The 18,447-nt window shown below is 73.3% G+C and carries 21 protein-coding genes; 14 read left to right on the forward strand and 7 right to left on the reverse strand.

Annotated elements, in window-relative coordinates; translation table 11 throughout:
• The first annotated feature begins 331 nt into the window (after positions 1–331).
• A complete protein-coding gene (locus ACFV9J_RS07500; protein ID WP_385351192.1) occupies positions 332–805 on the forward strand; it encodes a C40 family peptidase in 474 nt (157 codons plus the stop codon).
• On the opposite strand, the gene ACFV9J_RS07505 is transcribed toward ACFV9J_RS07500, so the two are convergent.
• A complete protein-coding gene (locus ACFV9J_RS07505; protein ID WP_385351195.1) occupies positions 776–1,288 on the reverse strand; it encodes an ATP-binding protein in 513 nt (170 codons plus the stop codon). The genes ACFV9J_RS07500 and ACFV9J_RS07505 overlap by 30 nt on opposite strands.
• 215 nt (positions 1,289–1,503) lie before the next feature.
• Between ACFV9J_RS07505 and ACFV9J_RS07510 the strand changes: the two genes are divergently transcribed.
• Positions 1,504–2,364 carry a helix-turn-helix domain-containing protein gene (locus tag ACFV9J_RS07510; protein ID WP_385351198.1) on the forward strand — a complete coding sequence of 287 codons (861 nt, stop codon included), beginning with the start codon at positions 1,504–1,506 and terminating at the stop codon, positions 2,362–2,364.
• Positions 2,365–2,385: 21 nt separating this feature from the next.
• Positions 2,386–2,616 (forward strand): DUF397 domain-containing protein, encoded by a 231-nt coding sequence (locus ACFV9J_RS07515; RefSeq protein WP_385351350.1) that lies wholly within the window; start codon positions 2,386–2,388, stop codon positions 2,614–2,616.
• Positions 2,617–2,658: 42 nt separating this feature from the next.
• Here the strand turns inward: ACFV9J_RS07515 and ACFV9J_RS07520 are convergent, their stop codons facing one another.
• Positions 2,659–3,786 (reverse strand): 8-amino-7-oxononanoate synthase, encoded by a 1,128-nt coding sequence (locus ACFV9J_RS07520; protein WP_385351201.1) that lies wholly within the window; start codon positions 3,784–3,786, stop codon positions 2,659–2,661.
• A gap of 150 nt (positions 3,787–3,936) precedes the next feature.
• Here ACFV9J_RS07520 and bioB point away from each other — a divergent pair, with 150 nt between their 5' ends.
• The 4 genes from bioB (at position 3,937) to ACFV9J_RS07540 (ending at position 8,512) form a co-directional block, all read left to right on the forward strand.
• A complete protein-coding gene (gene bioB, locus ACFV9J_RS07525) occupies positions 3,937–5,160 on the forward strand; it encodes a biotin synthase BioB (protein ID WP_385351203.1) in 1,224 nt (407 codons plus the stop codon).
• Positions 5,153–6,439 (forward strand): adenosylmethionine--8-amino-7-oxononanoate transaminase, encoded by a 1,287-nt coding sequence (locus ACFV9J_RS07530; protein ID WP_385351205.1) that lies wholly within the window; start codon positions 5,153–5,155, stop codon positions 6,437–6,439. Before bioB ends, ACFV9J_RS07530 begins: the two co-directional genes overlap by 8 nt.
• A gap of 1 nt (position 6,440) precedes the next feature.
• Complete coding sequence (gene bioD / locus ACFV9J_RS07535; protein WP_385351208.1) at positions 6,441–7,157, forward strand: dethiobiotin synthase; 717 nt, start codon at positions 6,441–6,443, stop codon at positions 7,155–7,157.
• Positions 7,158–7,834: 677 nt separating this feature from the next.
• Complete coding sequence (locus tag ACFV9J_RS07540; RefSeq protein WP_385351211.1) at positions 7,835–8,512, forward strand: class I SAM-dependent methyltransferase; 678 nt, start codon at positions 7,835–7,837, stop codon at positions 8,510–8,512.
• 12 nt (positions 8,513–8,524) lie between these two features.
• Here ACFV9J_RS07540 and ACFV9J_RS07545 read toward each other — a convergent pair whose 3' ends face one another.
• Entirely contained in the window at positions 8,525–8,899 is a 375-nt protein-coding gene (locus ACFV9J_RS07545) for a fic family toxin-antitoxin system, toxin component (protein WP_385351214.1), read from the reverse strand.
• A gap of 19 nt (positions 8,900–8,918) precedes the next feature.
• The gene (locus ACFV9J_RS07550; protein ID WP_385351216.1) at positions 8,919–9,146 is read right to left on the reverse strand and encodes a toxin-antitoxin system HicB family antitoxin; all 228 of its coding nucleotides are present in this window, start codon (positions 9,144–9,146) and stop codon (positions 8,919–8,921) included.
• Between the two features lie 139 nt (positions 9,147–9,285).
• Between ACFV9J_RS07550 and ACFV9J_RS07555 the strand changes: the two genes are divergently transcribed.
• From ACFV9J_RS07555 to mug, 7 genes are all read left to right on the forward strand, one after another.
• Positions 9,286–10,176, forward strand: coding sequence for an LLM class F420-dependent oxidoreductase (locus tag ACFV9J_RS07555; RefSeq protein ID WP_385351219.1), 891 nt, complete (start codon positions 9,286–9,288; stop codon positions 10,174–10,176).
• A gap of 54 nt (positions 10,177–10,230) precedes the next feature.
• Positions 10,231–10,683: a GNAT family N-acetyltransferase gene (locus tag ACFV9J_RS07560; protein ID WP_385351353.1), complete on the forward strand. Its 453-nt coding sequence runs from the start codon at positions 10,231–10,233 to the stop codon at positions 10,681–10,683.
• Positions 10,684–10,765: 82 nt separating this feature from the next.
• The gene (locus ACFV9J_RS07565; protein ID WP_385351222.1) at positions 10,766–12,154 is read left to right on the forward strand and encodes a hemolysin family protein; all 1,389 of its coding nucleotides are present in this window, start codon (positions 10,766–10,768) and stop codon (positions 12,152–12,154) included.
• Positions 12,151–13,164 (forward strand): hemolysin family protein, encoded by a 1,014-nt coding sequence (locus ACFV9J_RS07570; protein WP_385351225.1) that lies wholly within the window; start codon positions 12,151–12,153, stop codon positions 13,162–13,164. Before ACFV9J_RS07565 ends, ACFV9J_RS07570 begins: the two co-directional genes overlap by 4 nt.
• A 103-nt stretch (positions 13,165–13,267) precedes the next feature.
• On the forward strand, positions 13,268–14,050 hold the full coding sequence (locus ACFV9J_RS07575) for an SGNH/GDSL hydrolase family protein (protein ID WP_385351228.1): 783 nt from the start codon (positions 13,268–13,270) through the stop codon (positions 14,048–14,050).
• 123 nt (positions 14,051–14,173) lie between these two features.
• A complete protein-coding gene (gene purB, locus ACFV9J_RS07580) occupies positions 14,174–15,616 on the forward strand; it encodes an adenylosuccinate lyase (protein WP_385351231.1) in 1,443 nt (480 codons plus the stop codon).
• Between the two features lie 20 nt (positions 15,617–15,636).
• The gene (gene mug, locus ACFV9J_RS07585) at positions 15,637–16,239 is read left to right on the forward strand and encodes a G/U mismatch-specific DNA glycosylase (protein ID WP_385351356.1); all 603 of its coding nucleotides are present in this window, start codon (positions 15,637–15,639) and stop codon (positions 16,237–16,239) included.
• On the opposite strand, the gene ACFV9J_RS07590 is transcribed toward mug, so the two are convergent.
• From ACFV9J_RS07590 to ACFV9J_RS07600, 3 genes are all read right to left on the reverse strand, one after another.
• A complete protein-coding gene (locus ACFV9J_RS07590; protein ID WP_385351233.1) occupies positions 16,217–16,657 on the reverse strand; it encodes a hypothetical protein in 441 nt (146 codons plus the stop codon). The two genes, mug and ACFV9J_RS07590, sit on opposite strands and share 23 nt — an antisense overlap.
• 66 nt (positions 16,658–16,723) lie before the next feature.
• Entirely contained in the window at positions 16,724–17,449 is a 726-nt protein-coding gene (locus tag ACFV9J_RS07595) for an ABC transporter permease (RefSeq protein ID WP_385351236.1), read from the reverse strand.
• A 2-nt stretch (positions 17,450–17,451) separates the two neighbouring features.
• Positions 17,452–18,396 (reverse strand): ABC transporter ATP-binding protein, encoded by a 945-nt coding sequence (locus tag ACFV9J_RS07600; RefSeq protein WP_385351239.1) that lies wholly within the window; start codon positions 18,394–18,396, stop codon positions 17,452–17,454.
• Positions 18,397–18,447: the final 51 nt, after the last annotated feature.

An 18,447-nucleotide genomic window follows, 5' to 3' on the forward strand; every position in this document is an offset into this window, starting at 1 on the left:
CTGAGTGGCACGTAACAACACAAAGGGCACGTTCCGTTGGGAATTCCCCTCGGGGCGGGACAAGATCCGTGACTGACGACAAGCCCCCGCCGCAGCGGCGGGGCGGTCCGGGCGGACGCCGAGTCCTGCCGCCGTCCGGACGACCGGTCGCAAGGGAAGTGGATCGGCAGGAGTGGAGGACCCGAGCACGACGGGTCGCCGGCACGGCCGCCTCCGCGAGAGGCACCGGGACCGGCGGTCCTTGGGGTGAAGCCGCACACCGCGGCCGGGCAACTTCGCCAGCCCGAATCCGACAGGTCATCCTTCACAGGCGGCTGACGAAGGGTTGCGCATGTCCGCGCTCAATCGTGTCCCGTCGCTGATGGCCCGTGCCGGTACGGCCTCGGCTCTCACCCTCGCCGCCGTGGGCGGCTCCGTCGTGGTCCCCGGTGTCGCCGCCGAGGCGGCCGCGGCGAGTCATGCGACGAAAGCCCTCAAGGTCGCGGCCTCCAAGAAGGGCGCCCCGTACCGCTGGGGTGCCGCCGGCCCGCACCGGTTCGACTGTTCCGGCCTGACGCTGTACTCGTTCAAGAAGGCCGGCAAGAAGCTGCCCCGCACCGCGGCCCAGCAGTACAACAAGACCAGGCGTGTCTCCGTGAGGCACCGCAAGGCCGGTGACCTGGTGTTCTTCCACTCCGGCAGCAGCGTCTACCACGTCGGCATCTACGCCGGGAAGGGCCGGATCTGGCACGCGCCGAAGACCGGGGCCGTGGTGCGCCTGGAGAAGATCTGGACCTCAAGCGTCTGGTACGGCCGGGTCAAGTAGCCCGCCCGCGGGGGTGACGGCGTTCTGTTCCGCCGTCACCCCCGCGGGCGCGGCCGGTGCGCGCGGCGGCGTCCAGGGCAGTTCGATGGAGACGGTCTTGCCGCCCTCGCGGGTGGGCCTGACCCTCAGCTTGCCGCCGCACTCGGCGGTCAGCCAGCGAATGATCACCATCCCCCGGCCGTTGTCCTGCTGGACGGCGGCGGGCAGGCGCTTGGGGAAGCGCGGGTGGCTGTCGGTGACGCCGAGGCGCAGCCGCTCGTCGCGGTCGAGGACGAGGTCCACCGTGAAGGTGGGCGACTGCCCGAAGGTGTGCTGGACCGCGTTGGTCGCCAGTTCGGAGACGATGAGCCGCACCGTGTCCGCCAGGTCGGCGTCGCCCGGCAGGCCCCATTCCGCCAGGGTGCCGACCACGTAGGTCCGCGCGGCGGCCACCGAGGCGGGATCGCTCGGCAGAGTGACGGATGCTTCCAGATGGTCTGCCATGGCGACGTCGTCCCTTTCTCACGGGACCGCGGCCCGACACGGAGCGGACGGTTCGAGTACGGTCCCGGACTGGTGCTTCGCCGCCAGACTGCCATCACCGGACCTGTGAAGGGCGGCGATCCACCAAGATATGCATATATCTGTCGCTCGAAGCGGTGAACTCTGCGACGGCAGAGCGTATTTGGGCGACTCATAAGGAGTAAGGGAGTTGTCCCATGCAGCACGGTCCCGTGGTGCGCCGCCGGAAGCTGGGCGCGGAACTGCGCGCCCTGCGCACGTCGGCGGGCATCACCAGCGGGGAGGCGGCCCGGCTGGTGGGCTGGCACCAGTCGAAGGTCAGCCGGATCGAGACCGGGACGAGCGGGGCGAAACCGGCCGACGTGCGGTTACTGCTGGACGCCTACGGCGTGGCCGACGAGCAGCTGCGGGGGCTGCTGGTGATGCTGGCGCGCTCCGAGGACGCGGGGGGACGCAACCACTGGTGGCACGCGTACCGCGGGGTGCTGCCCCCGACCTACCGCGACTTCATCAGCCTGGAGTCGCAGGCCGCCGCGATGCGCACGCTGGAGACCACGGTGGTGCCCGGCCTGCTCCAGACGCCCGAGTACGCCCGCGCGGTGACGCGCGCCGCCGTGGACGGGATGCCGGCGGAACGGCTGGACACGCTGGTGGAGGTCCGGCTGGCCCGGCAGGACGTGCTGCGGGGCGAGCCGCCGCTGGAGCTGAGCGCGGTCCTGGACGAGGCGGTGCTGCGCCGGGTGGTGGGCGGCCCCGGGGTGATGTCCCGTCAGCTGGCCAGGCTGGTCGAGGCGGCGCAGCTCCCCCATGTCCGGCTCCAGGTCCTGCCGTTTGCCGCCGGGGCGCACATCGGTGTCACCGGCCCTTTCGTAATCTTCTCATTTTCGAGCACTTCTGATCTGGACGTGGTTGTTCTCGACCACTTGACGAGTAGCCTGCACCTCGAACGGAAAGAAGACCTAGAGGCCTATACCGAGGCCTTCAACGCCCTTCTGATCCATGCCCTTTCGCCCGAGGACTCGTTGGACTTCATCGCCGCGACCGCGGCAGGCGCGTAAGGAGGCACCATGTCAGGCTCCATGTCCGAACTTCCCCGGAACATCCCTGTCAGCACGGATATGACCGGCACCCGGTGGCTGCGCAGCAGCTACAGCACCGGAGCGAACAACTGTGTGGAGACGGCCCGTCCGTCGGCCGGCCCCGGCGCCGGACTGCTCGCCGTGCGCGACTCCAAGGACCCGGCCGGACCCGCCCTGCTCTTCTCCCCCGGGAGCTGGACGGCGTTCACCGCCGGCGTCGGCCGCGGCTGACCGCGCCGGACACCGGACGACGCACGGCCGTGTCCCGCCGACTCATGGCCGCGTTTCGCCGATCACCCGTACAGCGCGTTCGATCTGATCCCCGGAGAGGTCCCCGCGAGCGGTCAGCCTGAGCCGTGAGATGCCGTCGGGCACGGAGGGAGGGCGGAAGCAGCCCACGGACAGGCCGGCCGCTCGGCAGTCGGCCGCCCATCGCACGGCCTCCTCCGGGGAGGGTGCGCGCACCGAGACGACCGCGGCGTCCGGACGTACCGCGTCCAGACCCGCGGCGGTCAGGCGTTCGTGCAGTTCGGCGGCGACGGCACGGGCCCGCGCCGCACGCTCCGGCTCGCGGACGAGCAGCCTGAGCGCGGCGAGGGCCGCCCCGGCGGCGGCGGGGGCGAGTCCCGTGTCGAAGATGAATGTGCGGGCCGCGTTGACCAGGTGGTCGACGACCCGGGCGGGGCCCAGCACGGCGCCGCCCTGGGCGCCGAGCGACTTGGACAGCGTGACGGTCACGACGACGTCGTCGCGGCCCGCGAGGCCCGCGCCCTGCGGGGCGCCCCGGCCGCCGTCACCGAGGACGCCGAGACCGTGGGCGTCGTCGACGATCAGCCCGGCCCCGTACGCCCGGCACGCGTCGGCCAGTGCGGCCAGGGGCGCGGCGTCGCCGTCGACCGAGAAGACCGTGTCGGAGACGGCCACGGCGGGTCCGTCGTGCGTCGCCAGTGCCTTGCGCACGGCGTCCGGATCGGCGTGCTCCACGACCTGGGTGGTGCCGCGGGCGAGCCGGCAACCGTCGATCAGTGAGGCGTGGTTGCCCGCGTCGGAGACGACGTGGCTGCCGTGCGGTGCCAGCGCGGTGACCGCGGCGAGGTTGGCCGCGTAGCCGGAGGAGAAGACGAGCGCGGCCTCGAACCCGCAGAAGTCGGCCAGTTCGCGCTCGAGTTCGGCGTGCAGCGCGGTCGTGCCGGTCACCAGCCGCGAGCCGGTGGCGCCGCCGCCCCAGGTCCGCGCGGCCGCGGCCGCACCCTCGACGACCTCCGGGTGCCGGGCCAGTCCCAGGTAGTCGTTGCTCGCCAGGTCCAGCAGCGGCGACGCCGCCGGGCGGGGGCGCAGCACCCGTACGAGTCCGGCCTCGCGGCGCGCCCGGTCCTGCTCCTCGATCCAGCCGAACGCCATGGGACGGTCCTCCGGGGTTTTGTAGGCAGTGAACAGACATTAGCGGTCCGGCCACCCCCGCGAGGTGTGGCAATACCCACACGTCGATCTGTCAGTGTTGTGCAAAGTCTCCTTGGCCGCGGACGGCCCCTTAGGACAGGATCGGCTCTCATGGACCTGCTGAACACGCTGGTGGACAAGGGGCTTCGGCGCGAGTCGCCGACCCGCGAGGAGGCGCTCGCCGTCCTCGCCACTTCCGACGACGACCTGCTCGACGTGGTGACCGCGGCCGGAAAGGTGCGCCGTCACTGGTTCGGCCGACGGGTGAAACTCAACTATCTCGTCAACCTCAAGTCGGGCCTGTGCCCCGAGGACTGCTCCTACTGCTCGCAGCGGCTGGGCTCCAAGGCGGAGATTCTCAAGTACACCTGGCTCAAGCCCGACCAGGCCTCGGCGGCCGCCGCGGCCGGAGTGTCCGGGGGCGCCAAGCGCGTGTGCCTGGTGGCCAGCGGACGCGGTCCGACCGACCGGGACGTGGACCGCGTCTCGGACACCATCAAGGCCATCAAGGAGCAGAACGAGTCCGTGGAGGTCTGCGCCTGTCTCGGGCTGCTCTCCGACGGCCAGGCGGAGCGGCTGCGGGAGGCCGGGGCGGACGCCTACAACCACAACCTCAACACCTCCGAGTCGACGTACGGCGACATCACCACCACGCACACGTACGCCGACCGGGTGGACACCGTGAACAAGGCGCACGCGGCCGGGCTGTCCGCCTGCTCGGGGCTCATCGCGGGCATGGGCGAGAGCGACGAGGACCTGGTCGACGTGGTCTTCTCGCTGCGCGAGCTGGACCCGGACTCGGTGCCGGTCAACTTCCTGATCCCGATGGAGGGCACGCCGCTGGCCAAGGAGTGGCACCTCACCCCGCAGCGGTGCCTGCGCATCCTGGCGATGACGCGGTTCGTCTGCCCGGACGTCGAGGTGCGCATCGCCGGCGGGCGCGAGGTCCATCTGCGCACGATGCAGCCGCTCGCGCTGCACCTGGCCAACTCGATCTTCCTCGGCGACTACCTCACCAGCGAGGGCCAGGCGGGCCACACCGACCTGGAGATGATCGCGGACGCCGGCTTCGAGGTGGAGGGCGCCGGCGAGGTCACGCTGCCGGAGCACCGCGCCTCGGTGCGGGGCGGGGGCTGCGGCTCGCACGAGGGTGGCGGCGGCTGCGGCTCGCACGCGGGCGCCGATGGCGACGCGGGGTGCGGTTCGCACGCCGGTGGTGGAGTGTGCGCCCCCGCGCCCGCGTCCACGACGCCGCGCCCCGCCGAGGAGCCCCGCACGGACCTGGTGGCGGTACGCCGCCGCGGCGCCGGGACGGACCTCGCGCCCAATGCCTGAGCCCGCGCTGAACGTCGCAGAGCTGCTGGACCTGGACCGGCGGCACGTCTGGCACCCCTACGGGCCCATGCCCGGCCGGCAGGACCCGCTGGTCGTGGAGTCGGCGAGCGGGGTCCGGCTGCGGCCGGCCGACGGCTCCGGGGAACTCGTCGACGGGATGTCCTCCTGGTGGTCGGCGATCCACGGCTACAACCACCCGGTGCTGAACGCGGCCGCCCGCGAGCAACTGGAGCGGATGAGCCACGTGATGTTCGGCGGGCTCACCCACGAGCCCGCCGTACGGCTGGCGAAGCTCCTTGTCGACATGTCCCCCGAGGGCCTGGAGCACGTGTTCCTCGCCGACTCCGGCTCGGTGTCGGTCGAGGTCGCCGTGAAGATGTGCCTGCAGTACTGGCGCTCGCTCGGCCGCCCAGGCAAGCAACGCCTGCTCACCTGGCGCGGCGGCTACCACGGCGACACCTGGCAGCCCATGTCGGTGTGCGACCCCGAGGGCGGCATGCACGAGCTGTGGTCCGGTGTCCTGCCGCGCCAGGTCTTCGCGGACGCGCCGCCGGCGGAGTACGAGGAGACGTACGCCGACCACCTGCGGTCGCTGATCGAGCGGCACGCCGGCGAACTGGCCGCGGTGATCGTGGAGCCGGTGGTGCAGGGCGCGGGCGGGATGCGGTTCCACTCCCCCGCGTACCTGCGGGTGCTGCGCGAGGCGTGCGACGCGCACGACGTCCTGCTGGTCTTCGACGAGATCGCGACCGGCTTCGGCCGCACGGGCGCCCTGTTCGCGGCGGAGCACGCGGCGGTGACGCCGGACGTGATGTGCGTGGGCAAGGCGCTGACCGGCGGATACCTCACGATGGCGGCCACGCTGTGCACCTCGCGAGTGGCCGAGGGCATCTCGCGGGGCGAGGTACCGGTGCTGGCCCACGGGCCGACGTTCATGGGCAATCCGCTGGCCGCGGCCGTGGCGTGCGCGTCGATCGGGCTGCTGCTCGGCCAGGACTGGCTCGCCGAGGTCAAGCGGATCGAGACGGGCCTCGGCGAGGGACTCGCGCCCGCCGCCGAGCTGCCGGGCGTGCGCGATGTGCGGGTGCTCGGCGCGATCGGGGTGGTGCAGCTCGACCACGCCGTCGACATGCGGGCGGCGACGAGGGCGGCCGTGCGCGAGGGCGTGTGGCTGCGCCCGTTCCGCGACCTGATCTACACCATGCCGCCGTACGTCACGGGCGACGCGGACGTGGCACGCATCGCCCGCGCGGTCTGCGCGGCGGCACGGGAGGGATGACATGCCGGTACTGGTGATCACGGGCACGGGCACGGAGGTCGGCAAGACGGTCGTGACCGCCGCGGTGGCCGCGGCGGCCCTGGCGGGCGGCCGGACGGTGGCCGTGCTCAAGGCGGCGCAGACCGGCGTCGGGCCGGACGAGGCCGGGGACGCCCAGGAAGTGGCCCGCCTGGCCGGGAACGCGACGGTGGCCGAAGTGGCCCGGTTCCCGGAGCCGTTGGCGCCGGGCACGGCCGCACGCCGGGCCGGACGGGCACCGGTGCGCCCGGGGGAGGTGGCTGAGGCCGCGGCCAAACTCGCCACGGAGCACGATCTGGTGCTGGTCGAGGGCGCGGGCGGACTGCTCGTACGCTTCGACGCGGAGGGCGGGACGCTGGCGGACGTCGCCGGTCTGCTGGGCGCACCGGTGCTGCTGGTGACGTCGGCGGGCCTTGGCACGCTGAACACCACGGAGCTGACGGCGCGCGAGCTGCGTACCCGGGGGCTGGAGCTGCCCGGGCTGCTGATCGGCAGCTGGCCCGGAGCCCCGGACCTCGCCGCCCGCTGCAACCTCGCGGACCTCCCGGACGTGTCCGGCGCCCCCCTCCTGGGCGCGGTCCCGGCCGGGGCGGGATCCCTCACCCCGGCCGGCTTCCGGTCGGCGGCACCCGACTGGCTGGCGCCCTCGCTGGACGGCACCTGGGACGCGGACACCTTCGCGACCGCACACGGCCGGTGACCGACGGCACGACAACGCGCGGGTCCGGACCCCACCCGCCGACACGGGGCGCACGCCGCAGGATCCCGTGCGGCGCTTGGGTGCGGGGCTCGGACGCGTTCCACGCCCGGCACCGCGTCCTGCCGGCGCCGTGGCAGCATTCGGGCCCGAGCCACCCGCCGACACGTCACCGGCGGCCGGCGGCCCGGGACGGGGACGGGTCTCGCTCGGGGCAGTCCCCCGACCGGGACAGTCCCGGATCCCGCCGCAAGGACCACGCCGCAGGGCCCGTGCGGCGGCGCTCGGGTACGGGGGCTCGGACGCGTTCCGCGCCCGGCACCGCGTCCTGCCGGCACCGTGGCAGCGTTCAGGCCCGAGCCACTCGCCGACACGTCACCGGCGGCCGGCGGCCCGGGGCGGGGACGGGTCTCGCTCGGGGCAGTCCCCCGACCGGGACAGTCCCGGATCCCGCCGCGAGCGGCACGCCGCAGGGCCCGTGCGGCGGCGCTCGGGTAAGGGGGCTCGGAGGTGTTCCATGCCGGGCACCGCCTCCGACCGGCGGTCCGGGGCGGGCGGCCCGGGCGGGGAGGCGTCTCGCTCTCGGTGGGCGTGCTGACAGAGAGTCGCTCGCGCGGTGGGTGCGCGGGGGCCGGGCGGGGGACAATCGCGGTAAGGCGCCGCCTCGTGAGGGAGGTCCCATGCCGCTGCGATCCGTTCGGGCCCGCGGGGTGCCGCGGGACGCCGTGCACCATCCGTTGTTCGCCCGCTACTACGCCCGGATCAGTGTGGGCGCCGAGACCCGGATGGGCATGGCGCACGTGCGCGAACGGCTGCTCACCGGGCTGTCGGGCCGGGTGATCGAGGTCGGCGCGGGCAACGGGCTGAACTTCTCGCACTACCCGGGCACCGTCTCCGAGGTCGTCGCCATCGAACCGGAGCGCGTGCTGCGGCAGTTGGCGGTGGAGGCGGCGCTCCGCGCCCAGGTGCCGGTCGACGTGGCGCCGGGCGCGGCGGAGGCCCTGCCGGTCAAGAGCGAGGCCTTCGACGCGGCCGTGGTCTCGCTGGTGCTGTGCAGCGTCCGGGACGTGCCGCGGGCCCTCGCGGAACTGCGGCGGGTGCTGCGCCCCGGCGGACAGGTGCGGTTCTTCGAGCACGGCCGGGGCGGCGGGCGGGTGATGACCTTCACCCAGCGCGCGCTGGACCGGACGCTGTGGCCTCCCCTGTCCGGCGGCTGCCACCTGTCCCGCGAGCCGGTGGCCGCACTGCGGGACGCGGGGTTCGCGCTCGGACCGTACCGGCGGGTGATGATGCCGGAGAACGGGCCGGCCCTGCCGAGTTCCTACTGCGTCCTGGGCACCGCCTGGCGGCCGTCCTGAACCGCGGCGCCGTCACGAGCTCCAGCGGCGCAGCTCCTGCGCGATTTCCTCGACCGACGCCCCGCCCTTCTTCACGAGCAGCGCGAGATCCCGCACCCGCTCCGGCGTGGTGGCGATCCCGACCCCGCTCGCGACCAGGTAGGCGTAGGCGACCGCGGAGGCGAACAGGGCGTTGGAGCGCTCCAGCGCCGGGACGTGGATCAGCAGCTGGAGCAGCGCGGCGGCACGGGCGTGCGGGGTGTCGTAGACGGGCGTGTCGAATATCTCGGCGCGGTGCCGGGCGACGGCCGCGACGAGCGCTCCCCAGTCGGTGACCCGGGGGTCACCGGGAGTGCGCTGTTCGGCGAGCATCAGCAGCCAGGCGAGATCGATGGTGAGGTCGTTCATCCGGGACGCGTGCGAGGGCTCAGTGACGGCCCTCGCCGGCCTCCTCGGCGAACACCTTCTCGTACTGCCGCATGAAGTCGGCGGCGGCCTCCACGAAGGTGTGGCCGGCCTCGCCGGTGTCCTGCCGGACCAGTTCCTCGATGTAGCGGTTGACGCTCATCCCCCGGGCCACGGCCTTCTCGCGGGCCGCCCGGGCGGTGCCCTCGTCCACCCGCACGTTCAGCTGGGCCTTCTGGGTCTTCGCCATACCTCGAAGCTAGCGCCGAAGCGCTAGCAGCTGCAAGGCCGGGAGGTCGTCTTCCCGCCCGGGGTGCGGGAGTGATTGACTCCCTGTGATCGCAGGTCCCCCGTGGGTACCGCAAGTCCCCCGTGTGTGAGGAGAGTTCATGCCGCGTCCGTTCCGCTTCGGCGTCAACCTGATGAACGCCGCCCCGGCAGCCGAGTGGGACGCCAAGTGCCGGCGGGCCGAGGAACTCGGGTACGACGTGATCCTGGTGCCGGACCACCTCGGCATGCCGGCGCCGTTCCCGGCCCTGGTCGCCGCGGCCCGGGCCACCGAGCGGCCCCGGCTGGGCACGTTCGTGCTCAACGCGGGCTTCTGGAACCCGGCGCTGCTGGCCCGGGAGGTGGCGACGACGGACGCCCTGACGGGCGGGCGCCTGGAGCTGGGGCTCGGCACCGGCTACGTACGCGCGGAGCACGACACCGCGGGCCTGGCCTTCGGCTCCCCGGGCGAGCGGGTGGACCACCTGCGGCGCACCGTCGAGGAGCTGGAGCGGCTGCTGAGCGACGACGCGTACCTGCCCCGGCCAGTGCAGCGGCCCGGGGTGCCGCTACTGATCGGCGCGAACGGCGACCGGATGCTGGAGCTGACCGCCCGGCACGGCGACATCGCCGCGTTCACCGGCGGACAGACCGCGCGGGGCAGTGCGACGGGACGGCTGGCGCCCATCACGGCCGAGCAGCTCGACGAGCGCGTCGCCCGCTACCGGGAGCTGGCGGCCGGCCGCGAGGAACCCGCGGAGCTGAACCTGCTCATCCAGATGGTCGTCGTCACCGAGGACCGTGCGGCCGCCGTCCGCCCCTACCTGGAGCACATGCCCCACCTCACCCCCGGCCAGGCGCTGGAGCTGCCCATCTTCCTGGCCGGGACCATGGAGCAGATCACCGCACAGGTACGAGCACAGCGCGAACGGTACGGCTTCACCTACCTGACCGTGCTGGAGCCGTACATGGAGGCTTTCGCCCCGGTGCTGCGGGCACTGCGCGAGGACTGAACCCGCCACGCCCGCCACGCCGGTCCGTCCGCATGCCGGAATCGCCGCACGGTGATCCGGGGCGCGTGCTGGGATCGCGGCATGAACGATCTGCGCATACGGCCCGCCGTGCCCGACGACCTGGACGCCGTGCTGGCCTTCTGGATGACGGCCGCCGAGGGGACGAGCATCAGCGACGACCGGGACGGCGTGGAGCGCCTGGTGGCGCGCGACCCCGAGGCACTGCTCCTGGCCGAGCGCGAGGGGGAGCTGGTGGGCACGGTGATCGCGGGCTTCGACGGCTGGCGCTGTCATCTGTACCGGCTGGCGGTGCACCCGGACCACCGGCGCCGTGGCATCGGCTCGGCCCTGCTCACGGCTGCCGACGAGCGCTTCGTCCGGCTCGGCGGGCGCCGCGGCGACGCGATGGTGCTGGTCCGCAACGAGCGGGCCCAGCATGCCTGGCGGGCCGCCGGGTACGAGCCGCAGGAGCAGTGGCGGCGCTGGGTGAAGCAGCTCACCGACTGAGCGGCCGCGAGGCGAAAGGTTGAAGGCTTGAACATCGGGCGAAGCTCCTGGTCCTGGCCGATCATGGATCCGAGGTGACCCGATGACCGAAGTGCTCCTGCTGCTGGTGGCGATCCTGCTCTCACTCGCGTGCGGTGCCTTCGTCGCGGCCGAGTTCTCGCTGACCACCGTCGAACGCGGCGAACTGGAGCGCGCCGCGGCGCGGGGCGAGCGGGGCGCGGCGAGCGCCCTCAAGGGCGTACGGAACCTGACCTTCCAGCTCTCCGGCGCCCAGCTCGGCATCACGGTGACCAACCTGGTGGTCGGCATGCTCGCCGAGCCGTCGGTCGCGGCGCTGATCGCGGGGCCGCTGGAGGACCTCGGGGTGTCGCGTTCGGCGGCGTCCTCGCTGGCGCTGGTGCTGGGCACCGCCCTGTCGACGGTCTTCCTGATGATCGTCGGGGAGCTGGTGCCGAAGAACTGGGCGATCTCCTCGCCGCTGGCCGTGGCCAAGCGGGTGGGCGGGCCGCAACGCTGGTTCAGCGCGGTCTTCCGCCCTTTCATCACCCATCTGAACAACACCGCCAACCGGATCGTGCGCCGGTTCGGCGTGGAGCCCGCCGAGGAACTGGCGTCCGCGCGCGGCCCGCAGGAGCTGGCGGCGCTCGCCCGGCACTCGGCGAAGGAGGGCGCGCTGGAGGCCGACACCGCCGAGTTGTTCGTGCGCACCCTGAACCTGGCCGACCTGACGGCGCAGCAGGTGATGACCCCGCGCGTCCAGGTCGTGGCCCTCGACGTCCGGGCGACGTGCGAGGACGTGGCGAACGCGACGCGGGCGACCGGCTTGTCCAGGTTCCCGGTCTACCAGGACAGCCTCGACGCCGTGGTCGGGACGGCGCACGTCAAGGACGTCCTGGCGGTGCCGGCCGAGCGGCGGCCCGGGATGCCGGTCGCCGACCTGATGCGCGAGCCGCTGCTGGTCCCCGAGTCACTGACCGTGGACCGGCTCCTGGACCGGCTCTCCGGGCGGCGCACGATGGCCGTGGTGATCGACGAGTACGGCGGTACGGCCGGAGTGGCCACGCTGGAGGACATCGTCGAGGAGGTGGTCGGCCAGGTGCGGGACGAGCACGATCCGCACGAGACGCCCGACCTCGATCCGGCCGGCACGGACGAAGCGGGGCACGCGCTGTACTGGGCCGACGGCTCCGCGCGCGTGGACCGGCTGGAGCGACTGGGCCTGCGCGTGCCCGAGGGCCCGTACGAGACGGTCGCGGGGCTGGTGGCGGCCGGTCTCGGGCACATTCCCGCCGTCGGCGACAGCCTCGATGTCGCCGGCTGGCGGCTGGACGTCGTGGACGCCACGGGGCGCAGGGCCGCCCGGGTGCTGATGCACGCCCCCCTTGACGACGCAGACAACAGGGCCGACGGAACCGACGCCGCCGAGCCCGGCCCGGGCGGCGGGGGGAACGAAGGGGAGACCGGCCGGTGACCGCCGTACAGCTGCTGATCGGTCTGGCGACCCTGGTCGTCAACGCGTTCTTCGTGGGCGCCGAGTTCGCGCTGATCTCCGTGCGCCGCAGCCAGGTGGAGCCGTACGCCGAGGAGGGCGACACCCGCGCGAAGCGCGTGCTGTGGGGGCTCGAGCACGTGTCGGCCCTGATGGCGGCGGCGCAGCTCGGCATCACGCTGTGCACGCTGGTCCTCGGCATCGTCGCGGAACCGGCGATCGCGCACCTGCTGGAGCCGGTGTTCCACGCGGTGGGCGTGCCGTCGGGCGCCGGGCACGCGGTGTCGTTCGTGCTCGCCCTGGCGCTGGCGACGTATCTGCACATGCTGCTCGGCGAGATGGTCCCGAAGAACATCTCGCTGGCCGAGCCGGTGCGCAGCGCGCTGATCCTCGGGCCGCCGCTGGTGGCGCTGTCCCGGGCACTGCGCCCGGTGATCTTCACGGTCAACGCCTTGGCGAACGGGCTGCTCAAACTGCTCAGGGTCGAGGCCAAGGACGAGGTGGCGGCGACCTTCACGGACGCGGAGCTGGCGGAGATCGTCAAGGACGCGGGCGAGGCCGGGCTGATCGACGACCGGGCACGGGAGCGGCTGCACGACGCCCTGGAGCTGGGCCGCCGGCCGGTGCGGGACGTGGTGCTGCCGCTGGAGCGCGTCGTCCACGCGCGCGTGGGCATCACCCCGGAGCAGTTGGAGCGGCTGTCGGCGCGGTCGGGGTTCTCCCGTTTCCCGGTGGTGGACGACGGGCGGCGGATCGTCGGCTACCTGCACGTGAAGGACGCCCTGGACGCCTCGCCGCGGGACCTGCCGTTCCGGCTGCGGGACATGCGCCCCATCGCCCGGGTGCGCGAGCGCACCCCGCTGGACGACGTGCTCACCGCCATGCGGCGCAGCCGTACGCACCTGGCGGCGGTGCTCGGCTCCGACGGGCGGCTGGCGGGCCTGGTGACCATGGAGGACGTCCTGCGGGAGCTGTTCGGGCAACGGACGTGAGCCCGGCGTCCGGCGGGGCCCGAGGGCCCGCCGGCCCTCTGGGGCGATGCCGCGGAGGGCGACCGACCGGCGGGTATGTGCAGGGGATACCATTTCCGTCGCCATGCAGACGAACCCCGCGTACACCAGTCTCGTCGCCGTCGGCGACTCCTTCACCGAGGGCATGTCGGACCTGCTGCCCGACGGCTCCTACCGTGGCTGGGCCGACCTCCTCGCCACCCGGATGGCGGCCCGCTCCCCCGGCTTCCGGTACGCCAACCTGGCGGTGCGCGGGAAGCTGATCGGACAGATCGTCGACGAGCAGGTGGACGTGGCCGCCGCTATGGGAGCCGACGTGATCACGCTGGTCGGCGGGCTCAACGACACGCTGCGGCCCCAGTGCGACATGGCCCGGGTGCGGGACCTGCTGACCCAGGCCGTGGAGCGGCTCGCCCCGCACTGCGAGCAGCTGGTGCTGATGCGCAGCCCCGGCCGGCAGGGTCCGGTGCTGGAGCGCTTCCGGCCCCGCATGGAGGCCCTGTTCGCCGTGATCGACGACCTGGCCGGACGGCACGGCGCCGTGGTCGTCGACCTGTACGGGGCCCAGTCGCTGGCCGACCCGCGGATGTGGGACGTGGACCGGCTGCACCTGACCGCCGAGGGCCACCGCCGGGTCGCGGAGGCGGTGTGGCAGTCGCTCGGCCACGAGCCCGAGGACCCCGAGTGGCACGCGCCGATCCCGCCGACGCCGCCGCCGGGGTGGGTGACGCGCAGGACCGCCGACGTCCGGTTCGCCCGGCAGTATCTGCTGCCCTGGATAGGCCGCAGGCTGACCGGCCGCTCGTCCGGGGACGGCATGCCGCCCAAGCGCCCGGACCTGCTGCCCTACGAGGACCCCGCGCGGTGATCCCCGGCGCCGCAGGGACCTTCGCGGGTTCCGGCCGTTCGTAGGTTCCGACCACCCTTCGTAGGTTCCGACGAACGGCCCCGCGGCGCCGACCTGCACGAATCGCCAGTAGAATCCGTCCACGTGACTTCCGCTCCCGCCAAGCCCCGCATCCCGAACGTCCTCGCCGGACGCTACGCCTCCGCCCAGCTCGCCACCCTCTGGTCGCCCGAGCACAAGGTGAAGCTCGAGCGGCAGCTCTGGCTCGCCGTGCTGCGGGCCCAGAAGGACCTGGGCATCGAGGTGCCCGACGCCGCGATCGCCGACTACGAGCGCGTCCTCGACCAGGTCGACCTGGCCTCGATCGCCGAGCGCGAGAAGGCCACGCGGCACGACGTGAAGGCGCGGATCGAGGAGTTCAACGACCTCGCCGGGCACGAGCACGTCCACAAGGGCATGACCTCCCGCGACCTGACGGAGAACGTCGAGCAGCTCCAGATCCGGCTCTCGCTGGAGCTGGTCCGGGACCGTTCCGTGGCCGTCCTGGCCCGCCTCGGCAAGCTGGCCGGCGAGTACGCCGAGCTGGTCATGGCCGGCCGCTCGCACAACGTGGCGGCGCAGGCGACGACGCTGGGCAAGCGGTTCGCCACCGCCGCCGACGAGCTGCTCGTGGCGTACGGCCGGGTGGAGGAGCTGCTCGGCCGCTACCCGCTGCGCGGCATCAAGGGCCCGGTCGGCACCGCCCAGGACATGCTGGACCTGCTCGGCGGTGACGCGGGCAAGCTGGCGGACCTGGAGCAGCGGATCGCCGGGCACCTCGGCTTCTCGCAGGCGTTCACCTCGGTCGGCCAGGTCTACCCGCGCTCCCTGGACTACGAGGTCGTCACCGCGCTGGTGCAGCTCGCCGCCGCGCCGTCCTCGCTGGCCAAGACGATCCGGCTGATGGCCGGGCACGAGCTGGTCACCGAGGGCTTCAAGCCCGGCCAGGTCGGCTCGTCCGCGATGCCGCACAAGATGAACACCCGTTCCTGCGAGCGCGTCAACGGCCTGACGGTGATCCTGCGCGGCTACGCCTCGATGACCGGCGAGCTGGCGGGCGACCAGTGGAACGAGGGCGACGTGTCCTGCTCGGTGGTGCGCCGGGTGGCGCTCCCCGACGCCTTCTTCGCCCTCGACGGGCTCCTGGAGACCTTCCTGACCGTGCTCGACGAGTTCGGCGCCTTCCCGGCCGTCGTGGCCCGGGAGCTGGACCGCTACCTGCCGTTCCTGGCCACCACCAAGGTGCTGATGGGCGCGGTGCGGGGCGGTGTGGGCCGCGAGGTCGCGCACGAGGCGATCAAGGAGAACGCGGTCGCCTCCGCGCTGGCCATGCGCGAGCAGGGCGCCGAGCGCAACGAGCTCCTCGACAAGCTGGCCGCCGACGACCGCATCCCGCTGGACCGTGCCGCCCTGGACGCGCTGATGGCCGACAAGCTCTCCTTCACCGGCGCCGCGGCCGACCAGGTCGGTGTCGTCGTCGGCCGGATCGAGGACATCGTCAAGCGGCACCCCCAGGCCGCCGGTTACACCCCCGGAGCGATCCTCTGACCCGCTTCACCCGGGCCGAGCTGGAGGCCGCCCGCGACCGTCTCGTACCGGACGTCGTCGCGGACGGCCTCCGCGTGCTGTTCTGCGGCATCAACCCCGGCCTGATGACGGCGGTGACCGGCCACCACTTCGCCCGCCCCGGCAACCGCTTCTGGCCGGTCCTGCATCTGTCCGGGTTCACGCCCCGACTGCTGAAGCCGTCCGAACAGGACGAGTTGCCGTCGTACGGGCTCGGCATCACGAACGTCGTGGCGCGGGCCAGCGCGCGGGCGGACGAGCTGACCGCCGAGGAGTACCGGGAGGGCGGCCGGCTGCTGGCACGGAAGGTGGCGCGGCTGCGGCCCGGTTGGCTGGCGGTGGTGGGTGTCACCGCGTACCGGGCGGCGTTCGACGAGCCGAAGGCCCGGGTGGGGCCGCAGGAGCGGACGTTCGGAAGTACGCGCGTGTGGGTGCTGCCCAACCCCAGCGGGCTCAACGCGCACTGGACGGCGCAGACGATGGCGCGGGAGTACGCCCGGCTGCGGGAGGCGGCGCACGAAATGGACGATCACGAAACGGACGCGCACGGGGCGGGGGCGCGGGCCTGGGCGTGGGCCGCGGTCACGGTGGGGCCTCCTGCGTGACCACCGCCAGCAGCCGCACCTCGTCCGCCTCGTCGCGGTCGGCGACGGCCACCGCGACCCAGCGGCCGGTGCCCTCGGCCTCCCAGAGGCACGCCACCCGCGCGCCGGCGCTCAGCCCGGCCCACGGCTCGGGTATCTCCTCGCGCTCGGTACGCAGCAGGACCGTCTGCAGGTTGTAGGGGTCCGTCGGCCCCCAGCGCGTGGCGAGCCGTTCGTAGAGGGCGTCCCGGTCCTTCTCGTACTGCTCGACCGTCGCCGCCCGCTCGCCCGGGTCGCGTCCGCGCAGGCCGCGGCTGCTCTCCAGCACCGCCGTGAAGTACCCGGGGGCCGCGGTGCCCCCGCCCGACGGGCCGTGCTCCGCCGGGAAGGGCCGGAAGCACAGCTCGTCGACGAGGGCGAGGTGCCGCGCGATGTCCATGCCTCCAGTAAACCCGCCGCCACTGACAATTGGCGGGGCGTCAGCCGCCCCGCCGGCCGTCCGTGGTCAGGCGTCCCGGCGGCGCAGCCGCCAGAATCCGGCGAGGAGTGCCGCCGCCGCCCACAGCGCGGTCACCGCGAGCCCCGTCCAGGGCCCCAGGGTCCCCTCGTGCGTCTGGTACAGGACGATCTGACCGGCCTGGTCCGGCAGGAAGTCGGCGGCGGCGCCCGCCGCGTCCCCGATCACGAAGGAGACGACGAGGATGAACGGGATCAGGGTGGAAAGGGTGGCCACTCCGCTGCGGAAGAGGGCGGTGAGTCCGGCCGCGAACAGGGCCATGAGCATGAGGTAGACCCCGCAGCCCACGACGCCGCGGACCTGTTCGCCCGTGCCGAGCCCGTCCGCCGCGGTGCCGAGCACGGCGCGCGCCGTCAGCAGTGCCGCGAGCCCGGTGCCGAGCCCGACCAGCAGGACCGGTACGGCGACGACCGTGAGCTTCGCCGCGAACCACCGGCCGCGCTGCGGAACGGCGGCCAGGGAGAGCCGGATTCCGTTGCCGTGGTACTCGGACGACACCGTCAGGGCCCCGTAGGCGATCGCCGCGATCTGGCCGGGCCAGATGCCGGACAGGGCCGTGAACAGCGGGTCGAAGTCCGGGTCGGACGGGTCGGAACCGCCGGCCGCCGCCGAGAACGCCGTGACGACCACGAACACGGCCGCCAGGGTGCAGGACAGGGAGCGCAGGGTGCGGACCTTGAGCGCCTCCGCGCGGAGTACGGGCGTGAACGGCATGGTCAGGCCTCCTGGCGCGGCGCGGGTGCTGGTGCTGGTGCTGGTGCGGTGAACTCGGTCTCGGCGGCCGTCAGGTCGAGGTAGGCCTCTTCCAGGGTTCCTTCGTCGGCGGTGAGTTCGAGGACCGGTACGCCCGCCTCGGACAGGACCCGGCCGACGGCCTCCACGCTCGTGTCGTGCACGGTCCAGTGGCCGTCGGCGTGTTGCACGGCCTCGTGGCCGTACCGGGTGAGGGCCGTCCGCAGGGCGGCGGCGTCCGAGGTGCGGACACGTACGCGCGGTCGCACGCGCGCGTCGATGAACTCCCGCATCGGGGTGTCGGCGAGGAGCCGGCCGCGGCCGAGGACGACGAGGTGGTCGACGAAGGACGCGGTCTCGTTCATCAGGTGGCTGGAGACCAGCACCGTGCGCCCCTCGGCGGCGAGCCCGCGCAGCAGTTCGCGGATCCAAATGATGCCCTCGGGATCCAGCCCGTTGGAGGGCTCGTCCAGCATCACCACCTCGGGATCGCCCAGCAGCGCGGCGGCGATGCCCAGGCGCTGACGCATGCCCAGGGAGTACGTCTTCACCCGGCGGCGGGCCACCGCGGCGATGCCGGTCTGCTCCATCACCTCGTCGACCCGGCGGGCCGGAAGGCGGTTGCTCGCCGCGAGGACGCGCAGGTGGTCCCGTGCGGTGCGCGAGCCGTGGGCGCAGTCCGCGTCGAGCAGGGCCCCGACGAGCCGCAGGGGTTCGTCCAGGGCGGCGTAGGGGCGGCCGCCCACGGTCGCGGTCCCGGCGGTCGGCCGGTCGAGGCCGAGGACGAGCCGCATGGTGGTGGACTTCCCGGCGCCGTTGGGGCCGAGGAAGCCGGTGACCCGGCCGGGGCGCACGGTGAAGGAGAGGTCGTCGACGGCTCGTCGGGTGCCGTACTCCTTGGTGAGTTCGCGGACGTCGATGCTGGTCATGGCACCAGCGTGGTGGACGCGCCGCGCGGGGGCCTCCCCCGCCGGTGGACC

The organism is Streptomyces sp. NPDC059906 (genome assembly GCF_042730645.1).
Classification (GTDB): domain Bacteria; phylum Actinomycetota; class Actinomycetes; order Streptomycetales; family Streptomycetaceae; genus Streptomyces; species Streptomyces rubrogriseus.